Raw genomic sequence first — 20101 nt, 5'->3', positions numbered from 1 at the left:
CTTTTTTGAAGAGGTGACCGGGCCCCCGAAAGTGGGAGAGGGGGCCCGGACAGTGCTCAAGGTGTTACTTGAATTCCTCAAGCTGTTCCGCGGCGATTTCGACGGCTTCAGCCGGATCGACTTCACCAAGGACAACACCCTGAACGGCTTCGTTGATCGAATCCTGAAGGCCGACGTAATCGGTGACGAACGGCTCCGGACCACCGGTCGGGATCGCATCGAGGAAAGCAGACCAGGTCGGGTCCTTCTCAACCAGCGCACGCACTTCCGGCAGATCGCGCAGCGGCGTGAACCCTTCAGCCAATTCGAAGGCCATCTGGTTCTCCGGGTTGGTCAGAAGCTTTGCGAGCGAAAGCGCCTGTTCTTCAACGCCGGACCCCTTGAAAACGGCCAGGGAGTCGGTGATCAGCAAAGTGCCCGGAGTGCCGGACGGACCGACCGGGATCGGTGCGACACCCCAGTTCACGTCGGTCACGCGGGTGCGCTCCCACGGACCGGAGATGAACATGCCGATTTTACCTTCGGAAAACAGCGGACGCAGCTTCGCGCGGTCATAGGCGATCGGGCCCGGCTGCGAGACTTCGGCCATCTTGCCGTAGAAGGCGAGGGCTTCAACGTTATTCGGGGAATTGAAGACGATTTCGCCGTCTTCGTTGATGACCTGACCACCGTTCGTATAAACGTAGTTCATGAACTGGTGCATGGTGTTGTCGAAGGACGCGGCCGCGAGGCCGAAACCGTCAGAGTCGGTCTTTTCCTTGATAGCCTTGGCGAAATCGTACATTTCGTCCCAGGTCTTCGGCGGCGTATCCGGATCCAGGCCTGCGGCCTCGTAGAGATCCTTGTTCCAGTAGAGTGCCTTGGTGGAGAAGGCGCGCGGCAGACCCCACTGCTGACCGTTGGCAGTGATCGTTGCCAGGATCGGGGCCGCGTAGGTGGCCTTTTCTTCTTCTGTCATGTTGACCGGAATGATCAGGTCATTCGCCGCGAGCTGCTTCAGCGTGCGCGAGCCCATGTAGGCAACAGCCGGCGGGTTCCCGGCGGACGCGAGCGTCGTGGATTTTTCCTGGCACTGGCCCCAGGGAACGAACTCGAGCTGGACCTTGTAGCCCGGATTTTCGCCTTCCCAACCCTTGATCAACTCATCCTGCAGCGGAATTCCGGCGCCGGTGTTGTCGCCGCAGTTGATCATGTGAATGACCTTGTCTTCTGCCTGGGAGGCTCCGACGAGAGAGAGCGCGAAGACCCCTCCCAATAGCACTGATTTAAGTGTCATCTGTTTTCCCTTTTCTGGTTGGTTTCTTCTTTTTGTTATTCTTTGACGGCGCCTGCCGTGAGACCGGCGACGATGAAACGTTGCAGGAACACATAGACGAACAGCACAGGGAGGATGCCCACGAGGCTGGCGGCCATGAGTTCGTTCCAGACCACGGTCTGGCGTCCGAAGAACTGGAACAGCCCCACAGGAAGCGGGTTCAGTTCGTTCACGGAGTTGAAGGTCAGCGCATAGATGAATTGCTGCGCGTAAGCGGTGATGAAAGCGGTGATCGTGACTACCACGATGCCCGGCAACGCCACGGGAATGATCACGCGCCAGAGCGTGTAGATCTTGCCGGCGCCATCTACCCAGGCCGCTTCTTCAAGCTCCTTGGGAATCCGGATCAGATAGGAGCGCAGAAGCCAGATACCGGTCGGAATGACGAAGGCCGTTCCTGGCGCAATCATCGCGAAATAGGTGTTCAGCAGCCCGTATTGCTGCATCAGCTTGAACAGCGGAATGATCAGCACCGCACCGGAGAACATGTTCACCGCTATGAAGATGCCGAGCAGCGAGTTTCGCGCTGGAAACTCGAACCGGGCGAAGGCATAGGCAGCCGGGATGATGCAGAACAGGCCAAGGACCGTCACAACTGTGGCGATGAAGAACGAGTTGAGCATGTAGACCCACAACAGCGGCACGTTCTGCCACATGGTGATGTAGGCATCGAAGCTCATCTTGTCGGTGATGAACTTGTAGGGGATCGAGAACAGGCTGCTGAGCGGCCTCAGCGACACCACGAAGGCTTCGACGAAGGGAGCCAGGACGAAGGTCAGAAACACCGCGAGACCGAGATAGATCAGCACGTATTCGTACCAGCGATACTTATGCAGCATTGTGCGGGCTCCTTTTGGCAAGGCGCGACAGCAGCATGAAATAGACCAGCATGAACGAGCCCAGGAACACCACGATCATCACCGTTCTGGCGGCGCCTTCGCCGTATTTGAAGCGGCTGATCGCAGTCTTGTAGGTGTCGATGATCATCGTGGTGGTTGCGCCGCGCGGACCGCCTTCGGTCAGGATCCAGATGATATCGAAGGAGTTGAAGGTGGCGATGGCTGACAGAAGCGCCATCGTCGCGATCGAGGGAATGATCAATGGCAAGGTAATGCGGCGGAACCTGTAGAGCCGAGAGGCCCCGTCCACCCAGGCCGCTTCATAAAGGTCCTTGGAAATGGACTGCATGGCGGCCAGCAGATAAAGCGTCACCATTGGAACACCGATCCACACGTCCGTCACGATGGTCGACATGAAGGCGGAGTTTTTGTAGGCAAGGAATTCGAACGGCCCGCTCAGAATGCCGAGCCGTTGGGCCATTCCGGAAATCATTCCGAACTGACCGTTGTACATCCATCCCCAGATGAAGACGCCAATGGCAATCGGGATCACCCACGGCGGCATGACCAGCACGCGAAACAGGGTGCGACCCGGCACCATCGCGTTGAGAAGCACGGCTCCCAGGGTTCCGATCAGCATTTTCAGCGCTACAGAGAGAGCCATCCAGTAGAAGGTGCGCGCAATCACTTCCGGAAAGCGGCGCGACATGAGCTTCTCGTAGTTTTCCAGCCCTACGTATTCGTAGTTCGGGCTCATGCTCGTGTTGGTGAAGGAAAGCCGGAATGTTTCAAAAAGCGGATAGGCGACGATAGCCAGCATGACGAGGGACGCCGGCACCAGAAGCAGATAAGGAAAATAGTCGGTCTTCTTTCGCGAGTGCGCCATTGTGCCCCCTATGCCACGCCGTAGCTGTCGAATTGCTGCCAGGTTTCGGCAAGGTCGATGACGCTGCGCGTCCGGCGCGCTTCATCCAGTTTGATCGCCGTCAGACCGGCCTCAAGCGCATCCAGAACGCTGACCGGCAGATGTCCGCCGTTGCGAAAGTAATGGTCGAGGTCACGCGCCATGGCTTCATCGGCGCCATAGTGGCCGTGCCGGCTGGCATCAACGACCTGCGGCTTGTCGATCAGGCAGGCGGATGTCAGGGCGTCATGCACCCGGTAGTAATTCCGAATGAAGTCTCCTTCCGCCATGCCCTTGGTCCCCATGACGGCAAAGCGCCGGAATTCGTCCGGTACATACATGTTGGTGTGAAAGCAGAGGTTCGCGCCGTCCTCGTATTCGATCAGCGCTGTCTGGTAGTCGATGATGTCGCCATCACTGTCGAAGTCGGCATTGCCGCCACCCCATCGCGGTGTGAATGGATCGACCCTGCCTTCGATTTTCGGTGTCGGAAAGGTATGGTCCTGATCCGGCCGGTTCTCCGGAACAAAGCTCTTGCGTCCGCCGAAGCTGGATACGAAACGCGGCCGACAACCTGTGACACCCTGGTAGAGATCCAGATCGTGGCAGCACTTTTCCAGCATGAAGCCGCCGGAATTCCGGTCATAGCGGCGCCAGTCGCGCATGAAGAAGGAACCGTGGTAGGGACCGATATGCTCGGACGCCTCAATCGAGACCACTTTGCCGATCTGGCCGGACCTGAGACTTTTCTGAAGTTCGGTGTAGAGCGGCGAATATCGCAGCACCAGTCCGACAAGGACACGTTTCGATCCACCGTGTTCCTTCATCAGGGACAGGAGTTCGAAGGTTTCCTCTTCGCTGACGACAACCGGCTTTTCACAGAAGATGTAGCAAACATCGGATTTGAGCGCGGTTCGCAGATGATCGAGGTGCATGAAATTGGGGGACCCGATCATCAGGAGGTCTAGCTTTTCCTTTCGGATCATCCTGTCGAGATCGGTGTAGGCGGTCAGGCTGTGGCCGCATTTGGCCTCGACATGCTTGAGGCCGGCGGGTGTCGGGTCGACGTAAGCGCAGGGATCAAGGTCTCCTGAAACCTCCTGCAGGCAGTTGCTGACATTGGCAATTCTCGCGCCCAGTCCGACATAGCCGGTCTTCATGCTGCGGCCTCCGTAAATTGGTCCATGGCACGGCGAAGTGCCTGGACGACGTTTCCATCGGTTTCCTTGATGCCTGCCTCGGAAACGAAGCCGAGGCGCGTTTCCAGGTCCTGCGGCTCCGGCAAGGGCTTCACGGAAGAACAGGACGCATGCAGTTCCTGCACGCCGGATCGTTTGAGAATTTGGGAAGCATTGGCGGCGGTGACACCCGATCCTGCCATGATGGAAATCCGCCCTGCAGCGACATTGACCGCCTGCTGAAGCAGTGAAAGGCCGTGTTCCGCTTTGCTGGCCTGTCCAGAGGTCAGCACGCGTTCGAAACCGAGGGTGATCGCGTCTTCAATCGCTTTTTCGTAGTCGCGTGCGGTGTCGATGGCCCGGTGCAAAGTTGCCGGCAGTCTGGTGCCGTTCAGAGATGCGGCCAGAAAGTCTCGATCGAGGTTGTGCTGGCTGTCGACTGCCCCGATCACGATACCCGCAAGACCTGCTTTTTCAGCCGCTTGGATGTCGCGCAGCATCAAGGCCTTTTCCAGGTCCGAGTACTCAAAATTACCGGATCGGGGACGGATCATCGCGTAGACGGGAACCGGTAGTCTGGCCGCGGCCACCATGAACCCCTGGGAAGGGGTCAGGCCGCCTTCGGACAGAGCTGCGCATAATTCAATTCGGTCAGCGCCGTTTTCGGCTGCCGTCCAGGCGCCTTCGAGGGTGTCTACACATACCTCGAGGGGGATCCTGGTCACCGGGCCGCCTCCTTGATGAGCGTACGGGCCACGATGCCGGCACCATGCAGGCCGCCATTGGCGGCAAATTCGCCCTTGATGACGAGTGGCTCGCTATAGTCTGCAAGAACAAGGTCACGTGTCTTTCTATCGATCACGTCGAGAAGAACAAGATCGTTCGAAAGGCCACCACTCACCGGTATGACATCCGGACCAAGGGTGTTGACGAAAGCGGAAAGCGCTCGCGAAAGCAGAGTGGTGAAGGCGTCGAGCGTTTGTGTGGCAGCTGCATCACCGGCATGCCAGGCGGCAGTAATATCCTTGCTTGCCTGATCCAGCCCATGCAGCGACCGGTGGATCTTCTCCATGCCACGGGCCGAGCAGATCGCGTCGATGCATCCTGTCTGGCCGCAGCCGCAGGGGTAGTGCTCAATACCCTTCAACTGGCCACCAGCTGTCGGGTCCATGATGGGGCCGTGACCCCATTCCCCTGCTATGCCGCCATAACCGGTAACAAGCGTGCCATTGACGACAAGCCCGCCACCGACACCAGACCCGAGAATAATACCGAAAACGACCGGCTTGCCTCGACCAGTGCCGTCGACGGCTTCGGCAAGCGCAAAAGCATTTGCGTCATTTGTAATGGCGACAGGACGTTTGAGGGCGGTTTCCAGATCCGATTGCACGGGTCGTTTATGCAGGCAGGGGATGTTGGCCACATCCGCGATGCCGCTGCGGGTATCAACGGCGCCTGCAAGCGAAATCGAGATGGGAGATCCATCCGGCCCGGAGCAGTCGGCAATCGCGTCTACAAACGCCTGCCAGTCAGATCCGGGTGTCGCTACCCGGCCTTTTTCCGCAACGGTTCCATCCGCTTGGAGCTCTCCATGTCGGATGAAGGAGCCGCCAATATCAAAACAGGTGGTCATCGCCTGTTCAAACGCCTCTGGGTTATAATTGTTAACGTCCAGTTATAATACCAATATGCAACCAATCGCATTGGTAGTAAACCAAAAAAAGAAATTGGCATCATTTTTTAAAGGAATTGGGCGGCTGACACCTGTCAAAAACTACGGCTACAGCGCGCAAGCTCAATAGTGTTGTAAGGAGGCTAAGCCTGCTATTTGCGGACGAGATAATGTTCGAAAGCGTGCCCGGTGTCTGTTGGAGGCGCTGGCACGCGTCAAAGGAAGGGGCGCAAGTTTCCACTGTGCTCGTTGAGCGACATTTCGGCGCTTTCCGCGTCGAGGCCTTCTCGAATCATGAGAACCGCAACCTTCACTCTGCCTTGGGCCTGCTGGAGCTTTTCCGCTGCAGTTTCTGCCGTACAGCCCGTCAGATCCTGAAGGATGCGGTACGCGCGTTGGCGCAGTTTTTCATTATCCGCAACCAGGTTGACCATGTGACCACGAACTGCGTGTCCAAGCCTCAATGCCACCAATGTAGAGATCATGTTGAGTGCGGCTTTTTGGGCGCTTGCCGCCCCGAGACGTGTAGAGCCTGCGATGATTTCAGGAGGTGTTTTCAGGAAGATAGGAAAATCCGCCTGACGGAGGAGGGGAGTGTCAGGATTGTTTGCCAATGCAACGGTTTTTGTGCCTGCCGACTGTGCACCTCTGAACGTGCCAAGAGTATAAGGAGTTGATCCACTTGCAGAAACTGCAATGAGGATATCTCCTTCTCCAAGGCCTGATTTTTGAAAGTCAGCGAAGCCGGCTTCATCGTCGTCCTCATATGTGCCGGCAAGGTGAAGCAGGTTTGCAGCCCCCCCGGCATAGAGCATGCGCATGCGCTCAACGGGAAAGCCGAACGTTCCCGGCAATTCTAGGCAATCCGCCAGGGCTGTCAGTCCGGCACTGCCGGCACCGGCATAACCGATTTTTCCACCTGAAACAGTGACTTTCTGAAGTGCTTCGGCGGCTTTTGCGATCTCCGGAATGGCCGTTTCGGTGGCATTCAGCGCATCTTTCTGCCGTTGCAGCAGCAGCGACAGGACGTCTTCATCAGACTTTTTGGACAGGCCAATGGAAATCGGATCGCGGTCTTCGGTCGTCGGCAAATTCATGGTTCAGGAACTCGGAGGCACACCAAGTTTCGTATCGCGGAATTAAGTCTCTCAAGGCAATCACGCTCCGGGAACGTTTCCGTTGGGTGCTCCATCGGTGGTGATGCAGGTTCGGAAATTGTTTTAACACTTGATTTTCGGTTTCGATAGAGTTTAAATTGGTATCTGAAAGGTATTATTTTCATCTCCTAAGGCGCCCCTTTTCATGACAGACTTCATTTCCTTGCTGGAAAATGGTGACTGGTTGGCGAATTCCAGCGGTCCCCGATACCTGCAGCTGCGGCGGCGCATTCAGCAGGCTATTGACGACGGCGTGCTGAAGGAGAATGAGCCGCTTCCGTCTGAACGCGAGATTGCCTCCATTACGGATCTGTCCCGTGTGACGGTGCGCAAGGCGGTTGCCGGACTTGTTGAGGATCAGGTCGTTGTCCAGAAGCGCGGCAGCGGATCCTTCGTTGCGCCTAAGGTGCACAAGGTTGAGCAGCGCCTTTCCAGCCTGACGTCTTTTTCCGAGGATATGGCACGCCGTGGTCTTTCCGCCAGCAGCGAGTGGCTGCGCCGCGGACTGTTTCCAGCTTCGCCCGAAGAAATGTTCACGCTTGGTCTCACGTCCGGTCAGCGCGTTGCCCGCGTCGACAGGATTCGCAAGGCTGACGGCACGCCGATGGCAATCGAGCGTGCCTCCCTTTCCGAGAGCGTCCTGCCTCATCCGGAGCGGGTCACCACGTCTCTTTATGCCATCCTGCGCACGGCCGGCTTGCAGCCTGTCCGCGCTATCCAGCGCATTTCAGCCCGCAATCTTGAGCCAATCGATGCCGACATTCTGGGTGTGCCAGCCGGATCTGCCGGGCTGAAAATAGAACGTGTGTCCTATCTCGCGTCCGGAAATGTCGTCGAATTCACCCGTTCCGTTTACCGCGGCGATGCATATGACTTCATCGCCGAACTTCAGATTTCGGAAGACTAATCCTGATGATTGAAGCAAGTACCATGGCCACGCCGACGCACATGCGCCGGGAAATCGAAGAAATCCCGGACGCTGCGCGCCGTCTGTTGGCCGATGGACACCCGTTGATCCGCGACATTGCAAAGAAGGCAGGCGCGCCGGTGTTCCTGGCAAGCGTCGCTCGGGGTTCTTCTGACCACGCTGCGACGTTTCTCAAGTATGCCTCGGAGATCTACCTTGGTCTTGCCATGGCCTCTCTCGGACCATCCGTTTCCTCGGTTTATGGCGGCAAGGTCAAGCTGGGCCAGGCTCTTGTGATTGCAATTTCCCAATCCGGCGCCAGCCCGGACAGTCTCTCGGTTGTGGAAAGTGCAACCGAGCAGGGGGCTTTCACTGTAGGGTTTACCAACACGTCGGGAAGTGAGCTGGCAAAGCTTTCCAGCGCCGCGATCGATATCTGCGCAGGTCCTGAGCGTAGCGTCGCGGCGACCAAGACCTTCGTCAATTCCGTCTTGGCGGGCCTGCTGCTTTTGGCGGAAATCGGAGCTGACAAGGAATTGCTCGACGCGTTGGCTGCCTTGCCGGAGCATTTTGAAAAAGCAATCGACAAGGACTGGCGCGCGCTTGCCAAGCCGATCGAGCAGCGGGGTTCGCTTTATGTCATTGGACGCGGACCTGGTCTGGCAATCGCAAATGAAGCTGCGCTGAAATTCAAGGAAACCTGCCAGATCCATGCGGAGGCTTATTCCTCCGCCGAGGTAATGCACGGTCCTGTCTCGATCGTCGAAAACGGTTACCCGATCCTGGCACTTGGTGTGCGCGATGCAGCCGAAGAGGGGCTAGCCCAGGCTGCGGATCGCATGGTGGACCAGGGCGGAAGTGTTTTTGCAACGACCGACAAGGTGGAACGGGCGGAAAAGCTGGCGTTCCAGGCAACCGGGCATCCCTTGACAGACGCCTTGGTGCAGATTGTTTCTTTCTACGCCTTCATCGAATGGTTTGCGCGGCAGCGCGGGTTCAATCCGGACGTTCCCAAGCACCTGAAGAAAGTCACCCAGACCGTATGACCTCCACAACCGCCTACCTCTGCAGCCGGGTTTTCGATGGTGAGAAAATCCATGCGAATGCTGCCCTGCTTGTCGAAGATGGCAAGGTGGCTGGCCTTCTTTCGGCCGATAAGGTGCCCGTTGGCGTAGAGACTGTCGATCTTGGTGACGGCATTCTCGCACCGGGATTGATCGATCTGCAGGTCAATGGCGGCGGTGGCTTGATGCTGGGGGATGCGGAAACAGTCGACGATATCGAACGTATTTGCGCCGCCCATGTAAGCCTCGGGACAACAGCCCTGACACCGACTTTGATTACGGACACGCCCGACGTGACGCGCAAAGTCGTTGATCTGGCAATTGCCGCATGGTCGCGGGGCGTGAAGGGGTTTCATGGTCTGCATCTCGAAGGGCCGCATCTGTTTGCGGGGCGCAAGGGGGCCCATGACCCGAATCTGATCCGGCCTCTGAACCGCGAAGATATGGCGCTTTACCTGCGCGCGGCGCGGGAATTGCCAAGCCTTATCATGACTGTGGCACCGGAAACGGTGCCGCCAGAACAGATGCGGGAATTGGCTGACGCGGGAATTCACGTCAGTCTTGGCCACAGCGGAGCAACATACCGGCAGTGCAAGACAGCGGCTGAAGCGGGTGCTTCGATGGTCACCCATCTTTTTAACGCCATGAGCCCGTTGCAACACCGCGAACCCGGCCTTGTGGGCGCCGCGCTCGATCTGGGCGCGCTCAACGTGGGCATCATTGCTGATGGTGTCCATGTCGACCCGGTCGCGATGCGGGTTGCGCTCAAATCAAAGACTGGCCCGGGTAGGATCTTTATCGTTACCGATGCCATGTCCCAGACCGGCACCGATGTGACATCCTTCTTTCTCGGAGGTCGGGAAATCTTTCGCCGCGATGGCACATTGACCCTCGAAGACGGCACGCTTGCCGGCGCCGATATAGATTTGCCGGCGTCCTTGAGGTTTCTCACCGGTACACTCGAGCTTCCGGTTGAAGCTGCTCTTGCAATGGCGACCAGTGATCCTGCGGACGTTCTCGGGCGCCCGCTCGGTCGTTTCGAAGAAGGCTATCCAGCTGACTTCGTACAGCTTGGCAATGCCTATGAGGTCGAGGGCGTATGGATTGCGGGAGAGCAATTCTCGAATACGTAGCCCGGCATATATGCTGGTGGTCTACATACCGCGCCGAACTTGTGGGATTGGCAGCGCGTTCGCCGGTTAGGTCTTGTCGACCTTTTTCAGCGTTGAGCGAACGTTTGGAAGTGTCAGCAGCGTATTCGGTATTTGCAGCAATTCCTTGAAGAAGCGGCTGACCAATGCTCCGCGGCTTGGCGTATAGGGCGATGAAATGAACGATTTCAGACCCCAGCCAATACCGCCGACATTTGGAAGGGCGCGGATAGCGGTTTCGTAACAGCGCCGAACCAGCGCGGAATCACTGTTCTTGAATGAATGCAGCAGGCCGCACCGCTCCATGTCACGCTTGAATTCCTTCGAGATGACCGAAGTTTCGCGTTTCGTGAAAGTCCAATTGATGTTGATGTTCTCGTCTTCCTTGGCAACCACCCGGTGGTACCAATGTGGAGGCAGATAGAGAAGATCACCTTCCTCCAGATCGAATTTGTAGAATCGCTTGTTCCGCAGCAATCGCTCTTCGTCTTTCAGTAGAGAGAAGTTGGTGAACGGGTAGCACGGTAACGGTGTTTCGGGCGAAACCAGTACCCATTCCTTACGGCCCTTCACCTGAACTGTAATGACATTCTCGGCGTTGGTATCGTAGTGGAACTCTGTCCGGTTGTTCCTGCTGTTGATCCAGAATCTCCAGGCAACGGAGTCTTGCATTATCCGATCGGACGCGAGGATCTCCTTCAGGAAATCCGGCATCTCGATATCTTGTTCGAGTACGGGGGAGCGGCTGACGAAAAAGACACCTCTGTCGCGGACCTTTGGCAGTGTATGGAGTACTGCTCGTAATCGGCCGGATTGCCACCTTTCCCGCGCGGGCCAGTTTTTCGCTAGTCCCTTTATCAGCAGGGGCTGTTCCTTGTCGCAGTAGGCTTCAAGAAATTCGGCATAACCTGGTGCTGCGGTTACGGTGGCAATGGTGTGTGTGTTGTCGCCGCTCATAAAAGGTACCACGCATTTGAAGATTTGCGGGTTCGGGGGCGCTGGATTTAGCTGCGATTTTCCATGATGCTCCCTTTGGAAAAATCACGATAGGAGCAACCTGGAGCTTTATCAAGAAGCGCTATTCAACAACGCAGAGCCACTGGAGGCGCGATCTTCGTTATAAACGTAGCCAGGAAATGTTGTTTAGGAAGATGGTGCGGAACGTTACTGCTGCGAAAGACGCGCTCGCATCAAATGGCTGTCTATTTTTGAGGCGGTGCAGATTGCTGCAAGATCGCATGTGAATAAGATCAATCCGGACACTGAACAGTGTTCCAGTCTTCAGAAATGCAGCATTCGGGAGGATTAAGAAGAGGTGGTGATGGCTCCCCAGGCCGGACTCGAACCAGCGACCCAGCGATTAACAGTCGCTTGCTCTACCAACTGAGCTACTGGGGATCACCACGCTCGGGGCCAGCGCGTTGCCGCCCCGTCGATGGAGATGCGTATATCAAAGGCTTGATCCGTTTGCCAAGCCCCCGAGGGCGTTTTTTTCATCAAGCCGTCATTTTTTTTGATCTCAGTGTGGAAAACTCGATATATTTCAGATGGCTAGGCGTTCTGTCGAGCTTGGAAAACCCTACGTTTCGCGACGATTGGAACACCCCGGGCAGGCTAAATCGGCTGTGCCTTTTTCTGACTTTGTCGCAATAAGGCGTCCGTGTTGACTGCCTGGCCGATTTTCAAGGTTAGTCGTCAGCGACTTTCTGCTGCTTGTGTCGGCCTCAAGATACGTTTAGGAAGAAACCGACGGTTCCGGAAAAGGCCTTGCCTGATCCGGATGAAACGGGAATCCGGTGCGGTCTTTTTCAAGTCCAGATCCGGAGCTGCCCCCGCAACTGTGAGCGGTGAGTGGCTGTACGAAAACCACTGGCGTCCTGATGGGGCCGGGAAGGGGTACAGACCGCGCTGAGCCGCAAGCCAGGAGACCGGCCGTCACATTGTCAACCCTATGGCGCTGTCGGGCGGACGGCTGGGAGAAGGAATGACGCATTCAAACGGCGAGAGGACGACGCTGGTCCTCGGCGGTGCCCGCTCCGGAAAAAGCCGGTTCGCGGAAAAGCTTGTCCATGAAACCGGTCTGCAAAAAATCTATGTCGCGACTGGTGCTGCCCACGACGATGAAATGGCCAGCCGGATCGCCGCTCATAAAGATCAACGTGGCCCGTCCTGGCTCACCGTGGAAGAACAGCTCGAACTTGCGGCCGTGCTTGAAAACGAATGCAGGCAAGACCGGGTGGTTCTTGTTGACTGCCTGACCCTGTGGCTGTCGAACCTGCTGTTTGCAGACAAGGACATCCCCGCCGAAACGGCGCGGCTTTGCGCGGTTCTGAAGGATCTTCAGGGGCCGTGCGTTTTCGTTTCCAACGAAGTTGGTATGGGGATCGTGCCGGAGAACCGTCTGTCGAGGTCGTTCCGCGATGTGCAGGGACGACTGAACCAGGATATGGCGCATAGGTGCCAACAGGTCGTCTTCGTTGCTGCGGGCCTGCCGATACTTTTGAAACCCACATCACAACCGGATATCAAATTATGACCACTTCATCCCTGCAGCCGGGCGCAAAAATTCCGGCAACGATCGTCACTGGGTTTCTCGGAGCAGGCAAGACCACGCTGATCCGCAATTTGCTTACCAATGCCAATGGCAAACGCATTGCCCTTATCGTCAACGAGTTTGGGGACATGGGCTTCGACGGATCCCTGGTGAATGGATGCGCTGATCCCGATTGCGCCGCGGAAGAGGTGGTTGAGCTTACCAATGGCTGCATATGTTGCACCGTTGCCGACGATTTCCTGCCGACCATGGAAATGCTGCTCGCGCGGGACAATCCGCCGGAGCATATCGTTATCGAAACCTCCGGCCTGGCTCTGCCGCAGCCGCTCGTTCGGGCCTTCTCCTGGCCGAGCGTCAAGCCGAAGGTAACGGTAGATGGTGTTGTCACGGTGCTGGATGCTGCTGCACTCGCCGAAGGCCGGATCGCACTTGATGAAGATGCACTTGCCGCGCAGCGTGCCGCCGACGAAGCTCTTGATCATGACAGTCCGGTTGAAGAACTCTTCCACGACCAATTGCGTTGCGCAGACCTCGTCGTTCTGAACAAGGCTGATCTCGTCTCTGAAGACGCCTTGAAGCAGGTGCATGAGAAAATCGCCGCCGATGTTCGTCCGGCGGTTCATGTGGTGACATCCGAAAAAGGCACGCTTCCGATTGAAGTTCTGCTCGGCAGGGGCTCTGCTGCCGAAGACGACATGGCTGATCGGCACGAGCATCACCACCATCATGATGACCACGACCACGATCACGATGATGATGATCATGATCATCACCATGACGACCATCATCACGATCATCACCATCACGACGATTTTGAAAGTCACGTGCTGGCAGTCTCGTCTTTCGCCAGCCTGAAAGATGCAGAGGCAAAGGTTCTGGAAGCCATGGCGCAAAAAGGCGTCCTGCGTATCAAGGGGGCTGTAAAAATCGAGGGCAAGGCAGCGCCTGCAATGGTTCAAGCTGTCGGACCGCGTGTCGAAACCTGGTTCGCCGCCGGCGCCGAGAGCAGCGGCAGACTGGTCGTGATCGGTTTGAAAGGCCTCGACCTGACTGCGGTTCGTGGCCTGCTGGGTGAATTGACGGCTGCTGCCTGACACGCTGGATAGAAGCTGGAAATAAAGACCAAGCATGCACATTCTCGCCAGCCAGACGCGCCGGATCGATGACGGTGGGGACGCGGTCGACCTCGGCCAGTCCCCTGCCGACATTCTGTTCCTGTCAGCTGCAGACACCGAACTGGGAAGCTTTGCCGCTGCGCAATCACGGCTTGGAACAGCCCGTGCAGACCTGCGGCTCGCCAATCTCATGGCCCTGTCGCATCCCTATTCGGTCGACCTTTATGCCGAACAGACCGTCCGTGGCTCTCGGCTGATCGTTCTGCGAATTCTGGGTGGAGTGGAGTACTGGCGCTACGGCCTGGAAAGGTTTGAAGAAGAAGTCCGCGCGAATGGCATCGATCTGATCGTCATTCCGGGCGACGACAAGTGGGACGAAGAACTGACGTCTCGTTCCACCCGATCATCAGCGGAAGTGCATCGCTTCTGGCGATACTGTGTGGAAGGCGGCGCGGAGAATTACGCCAATGCCTTGAGATATGCAGCGCACCTGATCGGAAAGGGCGAGGAGCCCGCACATCCGGTGCCCCTTCCTCGCGCGGGTATCTATCTTGCTGGCAAGGCCGCCCCCGATATAGCGCAACTGAAGGCCTCCTGGCGGGATCCTGAAAGACCTGTTGCAGCGATCACGTTCTACCGCGCTCTGGTGCAAGGTGCCCAAACCGCACCACTGGATGCGTTGATCGCTGCTCTCGACAAAGCCGGCGTAAATGCACTGCCGATCTATGTGTCCAGCCTGAAGGAAGCGGAATCCGTCGCCGTTCTGGAAAGCCTGTTCGATGGGGCTCCGCCTGATGTCGTTTTGAACGGTACTGCCTTCGCCGTCTCGAAGGCCGGAGCAGCCCATCAGCCGACACCGCTCGATCGTCCCGGCAAACCTGTGCTGCAGGTCGTCTTTTCGTCTTCCTCCAAAGAGGGCTGGGAAGACAGCGATCAAGGCTTGTCGATACGTGACCTCGCCATGCATGTCGTCTTGCCGGAGATTGACGGCCGGATCTTGACCCGTGCTGTCTCCTTCAAGGAAGAAGGGATCTTCGATGAGGCCACCCAGTCGACGCCGGTTGCCTTTACGCCTGTTCCGGATCGGATCATGTTTACCGCGGCGCTTGCGGCTGCCTGGGGGAAACTCGGCCGGAAACCGGCTGCAGCCAAAAAGTCGGCCCTTGTCCTGGCAAACTATCCGAACCGGGACGGGCGTCTTGCCAACGGCGTAGGGCTCGACACGCCTGCGTCATGCGTTCATTTGCTCAAGGCCATGGCCGCCGCGGGTTATGACGTCGGCAAGGTTCCAGCAAGCTCCGCCGATCTGATGGAAATCCTGACTTCGGGCGTAACCAATGCCCTGGAAGGCCGATCAGGCAAGGACGAATATCAAGCCTTGTCGCTTCAGGACTACGAGCGCTCCTTCGACAGGTTGCCCGACGTTGTTCGGTCAGCAGTTGTTGATCGTTGGGGAGCACCGTCGAACGATCCACATGTAACGGATGGCCATTTCCGCCTGGCCCTGCACCGGTTCGGCAATCAGGTGGTCGGTATTCAGCCGGCGCGTGGCTACAACATCGATCCGAAGGAAACCTACCACGATCCGGCATTGGTGCCGCCGCACCACTATTTTGCCTTCTACATCTGGCTGCGGGAACAATTCGCGGTCGATGCCGTCATTCACCTCGGCAAACACGGCAATCTGGAATGGCTGCCCGGCAAGGCACTGGCCCTGGCAGAAAGCTGTTTCCCGGAAGCCGTTCTGGGGCCAATTCCGAACATCTACCCGTTCATCGTCAATGATCCAGGCGAAGGGGCGCAGGCCAAGCGACGAACCTCGGCCGTCATCGTCGATCACCTGACACCGCCTTTGGCCCGGGCGGAGAGCCATGGCGTCGCCGAAGAGCTGGAGACGCTGCTTGATGAGTATTATCTGGCGAGCGGCGTTGACCCGCGCCGCCTGAAGGCATTGACGCGGGACATCCTGGACACCGCTGCGCGGCATGGTCTGGACAAGGATATCGGTATAACCGAGACCATGGACGAGGAAACTCGCCTTGCGCGCCTCGACGCTCACTTGTGCGACCTGAAGGAACTGCAGATCAGGGACGGGTTGCATATTCTTGGCGAAAGTCCCGAAGGCGATCTTCTGATGGATCTGCTGGTTGCGTTGGCAAGGGTGCCGCGAGGCAACAGGTCGGAACAGCAGAGCCTGCAAAGGGCTATCGCTTCGGACCTCGGTTTTGATGGATTTGATCCACTGGATTGCGATTTCGCTGCCCCCTGGCAGCAGGGTCGACCGGAGCTCCTTACAAATGTTCTGGAGGCTCCCTGGAGATCGCAAGGCGATACGGTTGAACGTATCGAGCTTCTTGCCCGCGAAATCGTTGCGGGTAATCGCGGAGTGCCTGAGGCGTGGCAATCGACCCTTGCTGTTCTGGATGATCTAAACCAGGTTCTGCGACCGGCCGTAACCGGCTCCGGACACGCTGAAACAAGCGCAGTGCTGACGGCATTGGAAGGTGGGTTCGTTGCCCCCGGGCCGTCCGGCGCGCCTTCGCGTGGGCGTCCGGATGTGCTGCCCACCGGCCGGAACTTCTACTCCGTCGATGTACGTGCGGTGCCGACCGAAACCGCATGGCGGCTCGGCTGGCAATCTGCATCTCTCGTTGCAGAACGGTACTTCCAGGAAGAAGGCGAATGGCCGAAATCGCTGGTCCTGACATGTTGGGGCACTGCCAACATGCGAACCGGAGGTGACGACATTGCCCAGGCGCTGGCGCTTATAGGGGCGCGTCCAGTGTGGGAGCAGGGTTCGGGCCGTGTCACCGGGTTCGAAATTCTGAAGCTTTCAGAGCTTGGGCGACCGCGTGTCGACGTTACCTTGCGGGTTTCCGGGTTTTTCCGCGATGCCTTCCCGCATCAAATGGATCTTTTTGACAGCGCCGCCCGTGCGGTCGGTGCGCTTGAAGAACCGGACGAAGCCAATCCGATTGCCGCACGAATGCGATCGGAAAGTGCACGGCTTCAGGCTGAAGGGCTGGACAAGAACGAAGCCGAACGCAGGGCAGGTTTCCGTGTCTTTGGCTCAAAACCGGGTGCCTATGGTGCTGGCTTGCAGGCGCTGATTGACGAGAAGCTTTGGGAGGAACGTTCGGATTTTGCCGATGCCTTTCTGACATGGGGTGGTTACGCCTACGGTGGCGGTGCGGAAGGCTCCGTCGCCAGGCACGATCTCGAAACGAGGCTGAAAACCGTGGACGCAGTCCTGCACAATCAGGACAACCGCGAACACGATCTTCTGGACAGTGACGACTATTATCAGTTCGAGGGCGGACTGGCAGCGACTGTCGAAGCACTGAAAGGCGAAGCACCGACGGTCTACCACAACGACCATTCGCGGCCTGAGCGTCCGGTGGTCCGCACCCTTTCGGAAGAGATCGGCCGCGTGGTGCGCGCTCGTGCGGCAAACCCGAAATGGATCGCAGGTGTCATGCGGCATGGCTACAAGGGCGCGTTCGAGATGGTTGCGACGCTCGACTATCTGTTCGCATTTGCCGCGACCACCCGTGCCGTGGGAGATCACCATTTTGACCAGCTGTATGATGCCTACGTGGATAACCAAGAAGTTCTGGATTTCCTCAAGGACGCCAATCCGGCGGGGCTCACCGAAATGCTGGACCGCTTTCATGAAGCAATTGAACGCGGCCTCTGGACGCCGCGGCGTAATTCGACCCATGCTGCGCTGAATGATTTGAAAACAAGACTGGAAGGGACGGACGCATCGTGACCGCCGACAAGGACAAGCCGGAACTGACCGAAGAAGAACTCAATGCCCGCCATGCCGAGAAGATGCGCAAGAAAAAGGCCGCACGTGACAAGATCATGGCGACCAAGACCATCGAAAAGGGTTTGCTGATCGTCCACACGGGCAAGGGTAAAGGCAAGTCGACAGCCGGTTTCGGGATGGTGTTCCGTTCTCTCGGTCACGGCCACAAGGTGGGCGTGGTGCAATTCGTGAAGGGGCGGATCGAAACCGGTGAGCGCATGGCGCTGGAACGGTTCTCCGACCTCGTCACGATCAAACGGATGGGTGAGGGGTTCACGTGGGAAACGCAGGACCGGCAGCGGGATATCGATGCGGCGAACGAAGCCTGGCAAGCCGCCAAGGACATGATCACATCCGGTGAATATCGCCTGATCCTGTGCGACGAGCTCAACATCGTTCTGCGCTACGATTATCTGGACATCGCCGAAGTGGTCGAATTCCTGAAGAACGAAAAACCGGACGATGTGCATGTCGTCATCACGGGGCGCAATGCCAAGGACGAGCTGATCGACATTGCAGATCTTGTCACCGACATGACCCAGATAAAACACCCCTTCCGGTCTGGTGTGAAACCACAGGAAGGCATCGAGTTTTAAACCCGGGCACTTGGATCACGAAACCCAGAGGTAATCAAAGGGGATCGAGGATGAGCAAGCTATTCGACCACAGTCTTCGCACGGCCTCGCAGGCGCATGTGGAAACGGTCCGGAAATACGAACTTTACCGAACCGTTGTCGAATTTCTGGCTGCATTGACGTTTCTTGTCGGCAGCGTCTTCTTTTTCTACGACAGCCTGATGTACGCAGGAACATGGTTGTTCGTGATCGGATCCGTTCTCTTTGCCGTTCGGCCGACGGTTCGCTTGATGCTGGAACTGCGGCTCGCCAATCTTCCGGTGCCAAGCGAATTTCGGCCATATGGCGCAGCACCATTCGGCAAAGATTGACGTTGCATGGTTGAGACAAAAGCGGTCGGCAAGGTACCGGCGATCATGGTCCAGGGCACAGGCTCGAATGTTGGAAAAAGCCTGATCGTCGCCGGTCTGTGTCGTCTCTTTGCCAACCGTGGCCTGAACGTTCGCCCCTTCAAGCCGCAGAACATGTCAAACAACGCTGCTGTAACAGCCGACGGCGGCGAAATCGGCAGGGCCCAAGCGCTTCAGGCCATGGGCTGCCGCGTTCCGTTGAGTGTTCACATGAACCCCGTTCTGTTGAAGCCCGAAACCGACACCGGTGCTCAGGTAATCGTCCAGGGCAAGCGACACGGCACGATGCGGGCGCGCGAATATGGAAAGCAGAAAGCTCAATTATTACCGAATGTTCTGGAGAGTTTTTCGATAAACGCCTCAGGTGTTGATCTGGTGATTGTCGAGGGGGCAGGAAGCCCTGCGGAAATCAATCTCCGCTCTGGAGACATCGCCAACATGGGATTTGCCGAGGCGGCGGATCTGCCGGTGATCCTGTGTGCGGATATCGATCGCGGCGGGGTTATTGCATCAGTCGTCGGAACTTGTGCTGTGCTGGAAGAAAACGAACGGCAGCGAATCAAGGGCTTCTTCATCAACCGGTTTCGGGGAGACCCGAGCCTGTTCGACGAAGGCTTGCGAGAAATCGAGCAGCGCACCGGTTGGCAAGGTGTCGGTGTAGTCCCGTGGTTTGCGGATGCTGCGAAACTTCCGGCAGAAGATGCGCTCGGTCTGGCGGACGGATTTGGTGACGGGGGGCTCAAGATCGTTGTTCCCGTGATCTCGCGGATCGCGAACTTCGACGACCTGGATCCGCTCCGGCTTGAACCGGGTGTAACGCTTGAGCTTGTTCAACCCGGCACCCCTTTGCCGGGAGACGCCGATGTCGTGCTGTTGCCTGGGTCGAAGTCCACGGTTGGTGACCTTGCCTTTTTCCGCAGACAGGGTTGGGACATAGATCTCAAGGCACACCACCGGCGGGGCGGGCACATCCTGGGCGTCTGCGGTGGATATCAGATGCTGGGCAAGATCATCTCGGATCCGGACGGTATCGAGGGGTCCCCCGGAACGGTCGAAGGCCTGGGATATCTGAATGTCGAGACCATTTTGACGGCAGATAAATCGACGGTTGCCGCACGCGCGACCCATGTTGCCAGCGGAGCCCCTGTCTCCGGCTACGAAATTCATGTTGGCCGAACGTCCGGGCCAGACTGTACCAATCCCATGATGCGCCTTGATGATGGTCGGTCCGATGGTGCGGTCTCAGCGGATGGCCGAGTGTACGGAACCTACATTCACGGCCTGTTCACCGACGATGCCTTCCGGACGGCATACCTGAATGCTTTCAGCGTGCGCTCAGACATCAGTTATGACAAGGACATAGACAGGATTCTGGATGATCTTGCAGGGCATCTGGACAGCGTCCTCGACGTGGAGGCCATCCTGAAGATCGCACGCGGCGCGGCTTAA

The 20101-nt window shown here is 57.5% G+C and carries 17 protein-coding genes, 1 tRNA gene and 1 riboswitch; of the genes, 9 read left to right on the top strand and 9 right to left on the bottom strand.

All coding sequences use genetic code 11. The features are described 5' to 3' along the window. Positions 1-64 precede the first annotated feature (64 nt). From ACP90_RS15420 to ACP90_RS15390, 7 genes are all read right to left on the bottom strand, one after another. Entirely contained in the window at positions 65-1276 is a 1212-nt protein-coding gene (locus ACP90_RS15420; RefSeq protein WP_055654104.1) for a sugar ABC transporter substrate-binding protein, read from the bottom strand. A gap of 35 nt (positions 1277-1311) precedes the next feature. Further along, entirely contained in the window at positions 1312-2154 is an 843-nt protein-coding gene (locus ACP90_RS15415; protein ID WP_022998786.1) for a carbohydrate ABC transporter permease, read from the bottom strand. After that, positions 2144-3040, bottom strand: coding sequence for a sugar ABC transporter permease (locus ACP90_RS15410; RefSeq protein ID WP_022998785.1), 897 nt, complete (start codon positions 3038-3040; stop codon positions 2144-2146). Before ACP90_RS15410 ends, ACP90_RS15415 begins: the two co-directional genes overlap by 11 nt. Before the next feature lie 8 nt (positions 3041-3048). Then, positions 3049-4218 carry a Gfo/Idh/MocA family oxidoreductase gene (locus ACP90_RS15405; RefSeq protein WP_062488836.1) on the bottom strand — a complete coding sequence of 390 codons (1170 nt, stop codon included), beginning with the start codon at positions 4216-4218 and terminating at the stop codon, positions 3049-3051. Then, complete coding sequence (locus tag ACP90_RS15400; protein ID WP_062488835.1) at positions 4215-4961, bottom strand: copper homeostasis protein CutC; 747 nt, start codon at positions 4959-4961, stop codon at positions 4215-4217. The genes ACP90_RS15405 and ACP90_RS15400 overlap by 4 nt, the downstream gene beginning before the upstream one ends. Continuing rightward, a complete protein-coding gene (locus ACP90_RS15395; protein WP_062488834.1) occupies positions 4958-5869 on the bottom strand; it encodes an ROK family protein in 912 nt (303 codons plus the stop codon). Before ACP90_RS15395 ends, ACP90_RS15400 begins: the two co-directional genes overlap by 4 nt. Before the next feature lie 254 nt (positions 5870-6123). Next, positions 6124-7005: an N-acetylmuramic acid 6-phosphate etherase gene (locus tag ACP90_RS15390; RefSeq protein ID WP_062488833.1), complete on the bottom strand. Its 882-nt coding sequence runs from the start codon at positions 7003-7005 to the stop codon at positions 6124-6126. Between the two features lie 205 nt (positions 7006-7210). Here ACP90_RS15390 and ACP90_RS15385 point away from each other — a divergent pair, with 205 nt between their 5' ends. From ACP90_RS15385 to nagA, 3 genes are read left to right on the top strand one after another with little or no spacing between them, the layout of a single operon-like run. Further along, positions 7211-7972 carry a GntR family transcriptional regulator gene (locus ACP90_RS15385; protein WP_062488832.1) on the top strand — a complete coding sequence of 254 codons (762 nt, stop codon included), beginning with the start codon at positions 7211-7213 and terminating at the stop codon, positions 7970-7972. 5 nt (positions 7973-7977) lie between these two features. Further along, complete coding sequence (locus ACP90_RS15380; RefSeq protein WP_022998779.1) at positions 7978-9018, top strand: SIS domain-containing protein; 1041 nt, start codon at positions 7978-7980, stop codon at positions 9016-9018. Further along, entirely contained in the window at positions 9015-10169 is a 1155-nt protein-coding gene (gene nagA, locus ACP90_RS15375; RefSeq protein ID WP_062488831.1) for an N-acetylglucosamine-6-phosphate deacetylase, read from the top strand. The genes ACP90_RS15380 and nagA overlap by 4 nt, the downstream gene beginning before the upstream one ends. A 66-nt stretch (positions 10170-10235) precedes the next feature. Here nagA and ACP90_RS15370 read toward each other — a convergent pair whose 3' ends face one another. After that, positions 10236-11144, bottom strand: coding sequence for a cupin-like domain-containing protein (locus ACP90_RS15370; protein WP_062488830.1), 909 nt, complete (start codon positions 11142-11144; stop codon positions 10236-10238). 365 nt (positions 11145-11509) lie between these two features. Next, positions 11510-11585: transfer RNA gene (locus tag ACP90_RS15365), tRNA-Asn, on the bottom strand. Between the two features lie 335 nt (positions 11586-11920). Then, positions 11921-12139: riboswitch (cobalamin riboswitch) on the top strand. Positions 12140-12171: 32 nt separating this feature from the next. Between ACP90_RS15365 and cobU the strand changes: the two genes are divergently transcribed. Genes cobU through ACP90_RS15335 form a run of 6 tightly spaced genes read left to right on the top strand, consistent with a single transcriptional unit; the run spans position 12172 to position 20101 of the window. Next, positions 12172-12723, top strand: coding sequence for a bifunctional adenosylcobinamide kinase/adenosylcobinamide-phosphate guanylyltransferase (gene cobU, locus ACP90_RS15360; RefSeq protein WP_055656499.1), 552 nt, complete (start codon positions 12172-12174; stop codon positions 12721-12723). Continuing rightward, positions 12720-13835 (top strand): cobalamin biosynthesis protein CobW, encoded by a 1116-nt coding sequence (gene cobW, locus ACP90_RS15355; RefSeq protein ID WP_062488829.1) that lies wholly within the window; start codon positions 12720-12722, stop codon positions 13833-13835. Before cobU ends, cobW begins: the two co-directional genes overlap by 4 nt. Before the next feature lie 34 nt (positions 13836-13869). Next, positions 13870-17628, top strand: coding sequence for a cobaltochelatase subunit CobN (gene cobN, locus ACP90_RS15350; RefSeq protein WP_062488828.1), 3759 nt, complete (start codon positions 13870-13872; stop codon positions 17626-17628). Then, positions 17625-18263: a cob(I)yrinic acid a,c-diamide adenosyltransferase gene (gene cobO, locus ACP90_RS15345; RefSeq protein WP_062488827.1), complete on the top strand. Its 639-nt coding sequence runs from the start codon at positions 17625-17627 to the stop codon at positions 18261-18263. The genes cobN and cobO overlap by 4 nt, the downstream gene beginning before the upstream one ends. Positions 18264-18313: 50 nt before the next feature. Beyond that, entirely contained in the window at positions 18314-18613 is a 300-nt protein-coding gene (locus tag ACP90_RS15340; RefSeq protein ID WP_022998763.1) for a YrhK family protein, read from the top strand. A gap of 6 nt (positions 18614-18619) precedes the next feature. Further along, the gene (locus ACP90_RS15335) at positions 18620-20101 is read left to right on the top strand and encodes a cobyric acid synthase (protein WP_062488826.1); all 1482 of its coding nucleotides are present in this window, start codon (positions 18620-18622) and stop codon (positions 20099-20101) included.

Origin of the sequence: Labrenzia sp. CP4 (assembly GCF_001579905.1) — a bacterium.
In the GTDB taxonomy this organism is placed as follows: domain Bacteria; phylum Pseudomonadota; class Alphaproteobacteria; order Rhizobiales; family Stappiaceae; genus Roseibium; species Roseibium algicola.
The sequence above is the reverse complement of the archived record's forward strand: the minus strand, read 5'-3'. Positions and strand labels throughout refer to the sequence as shown.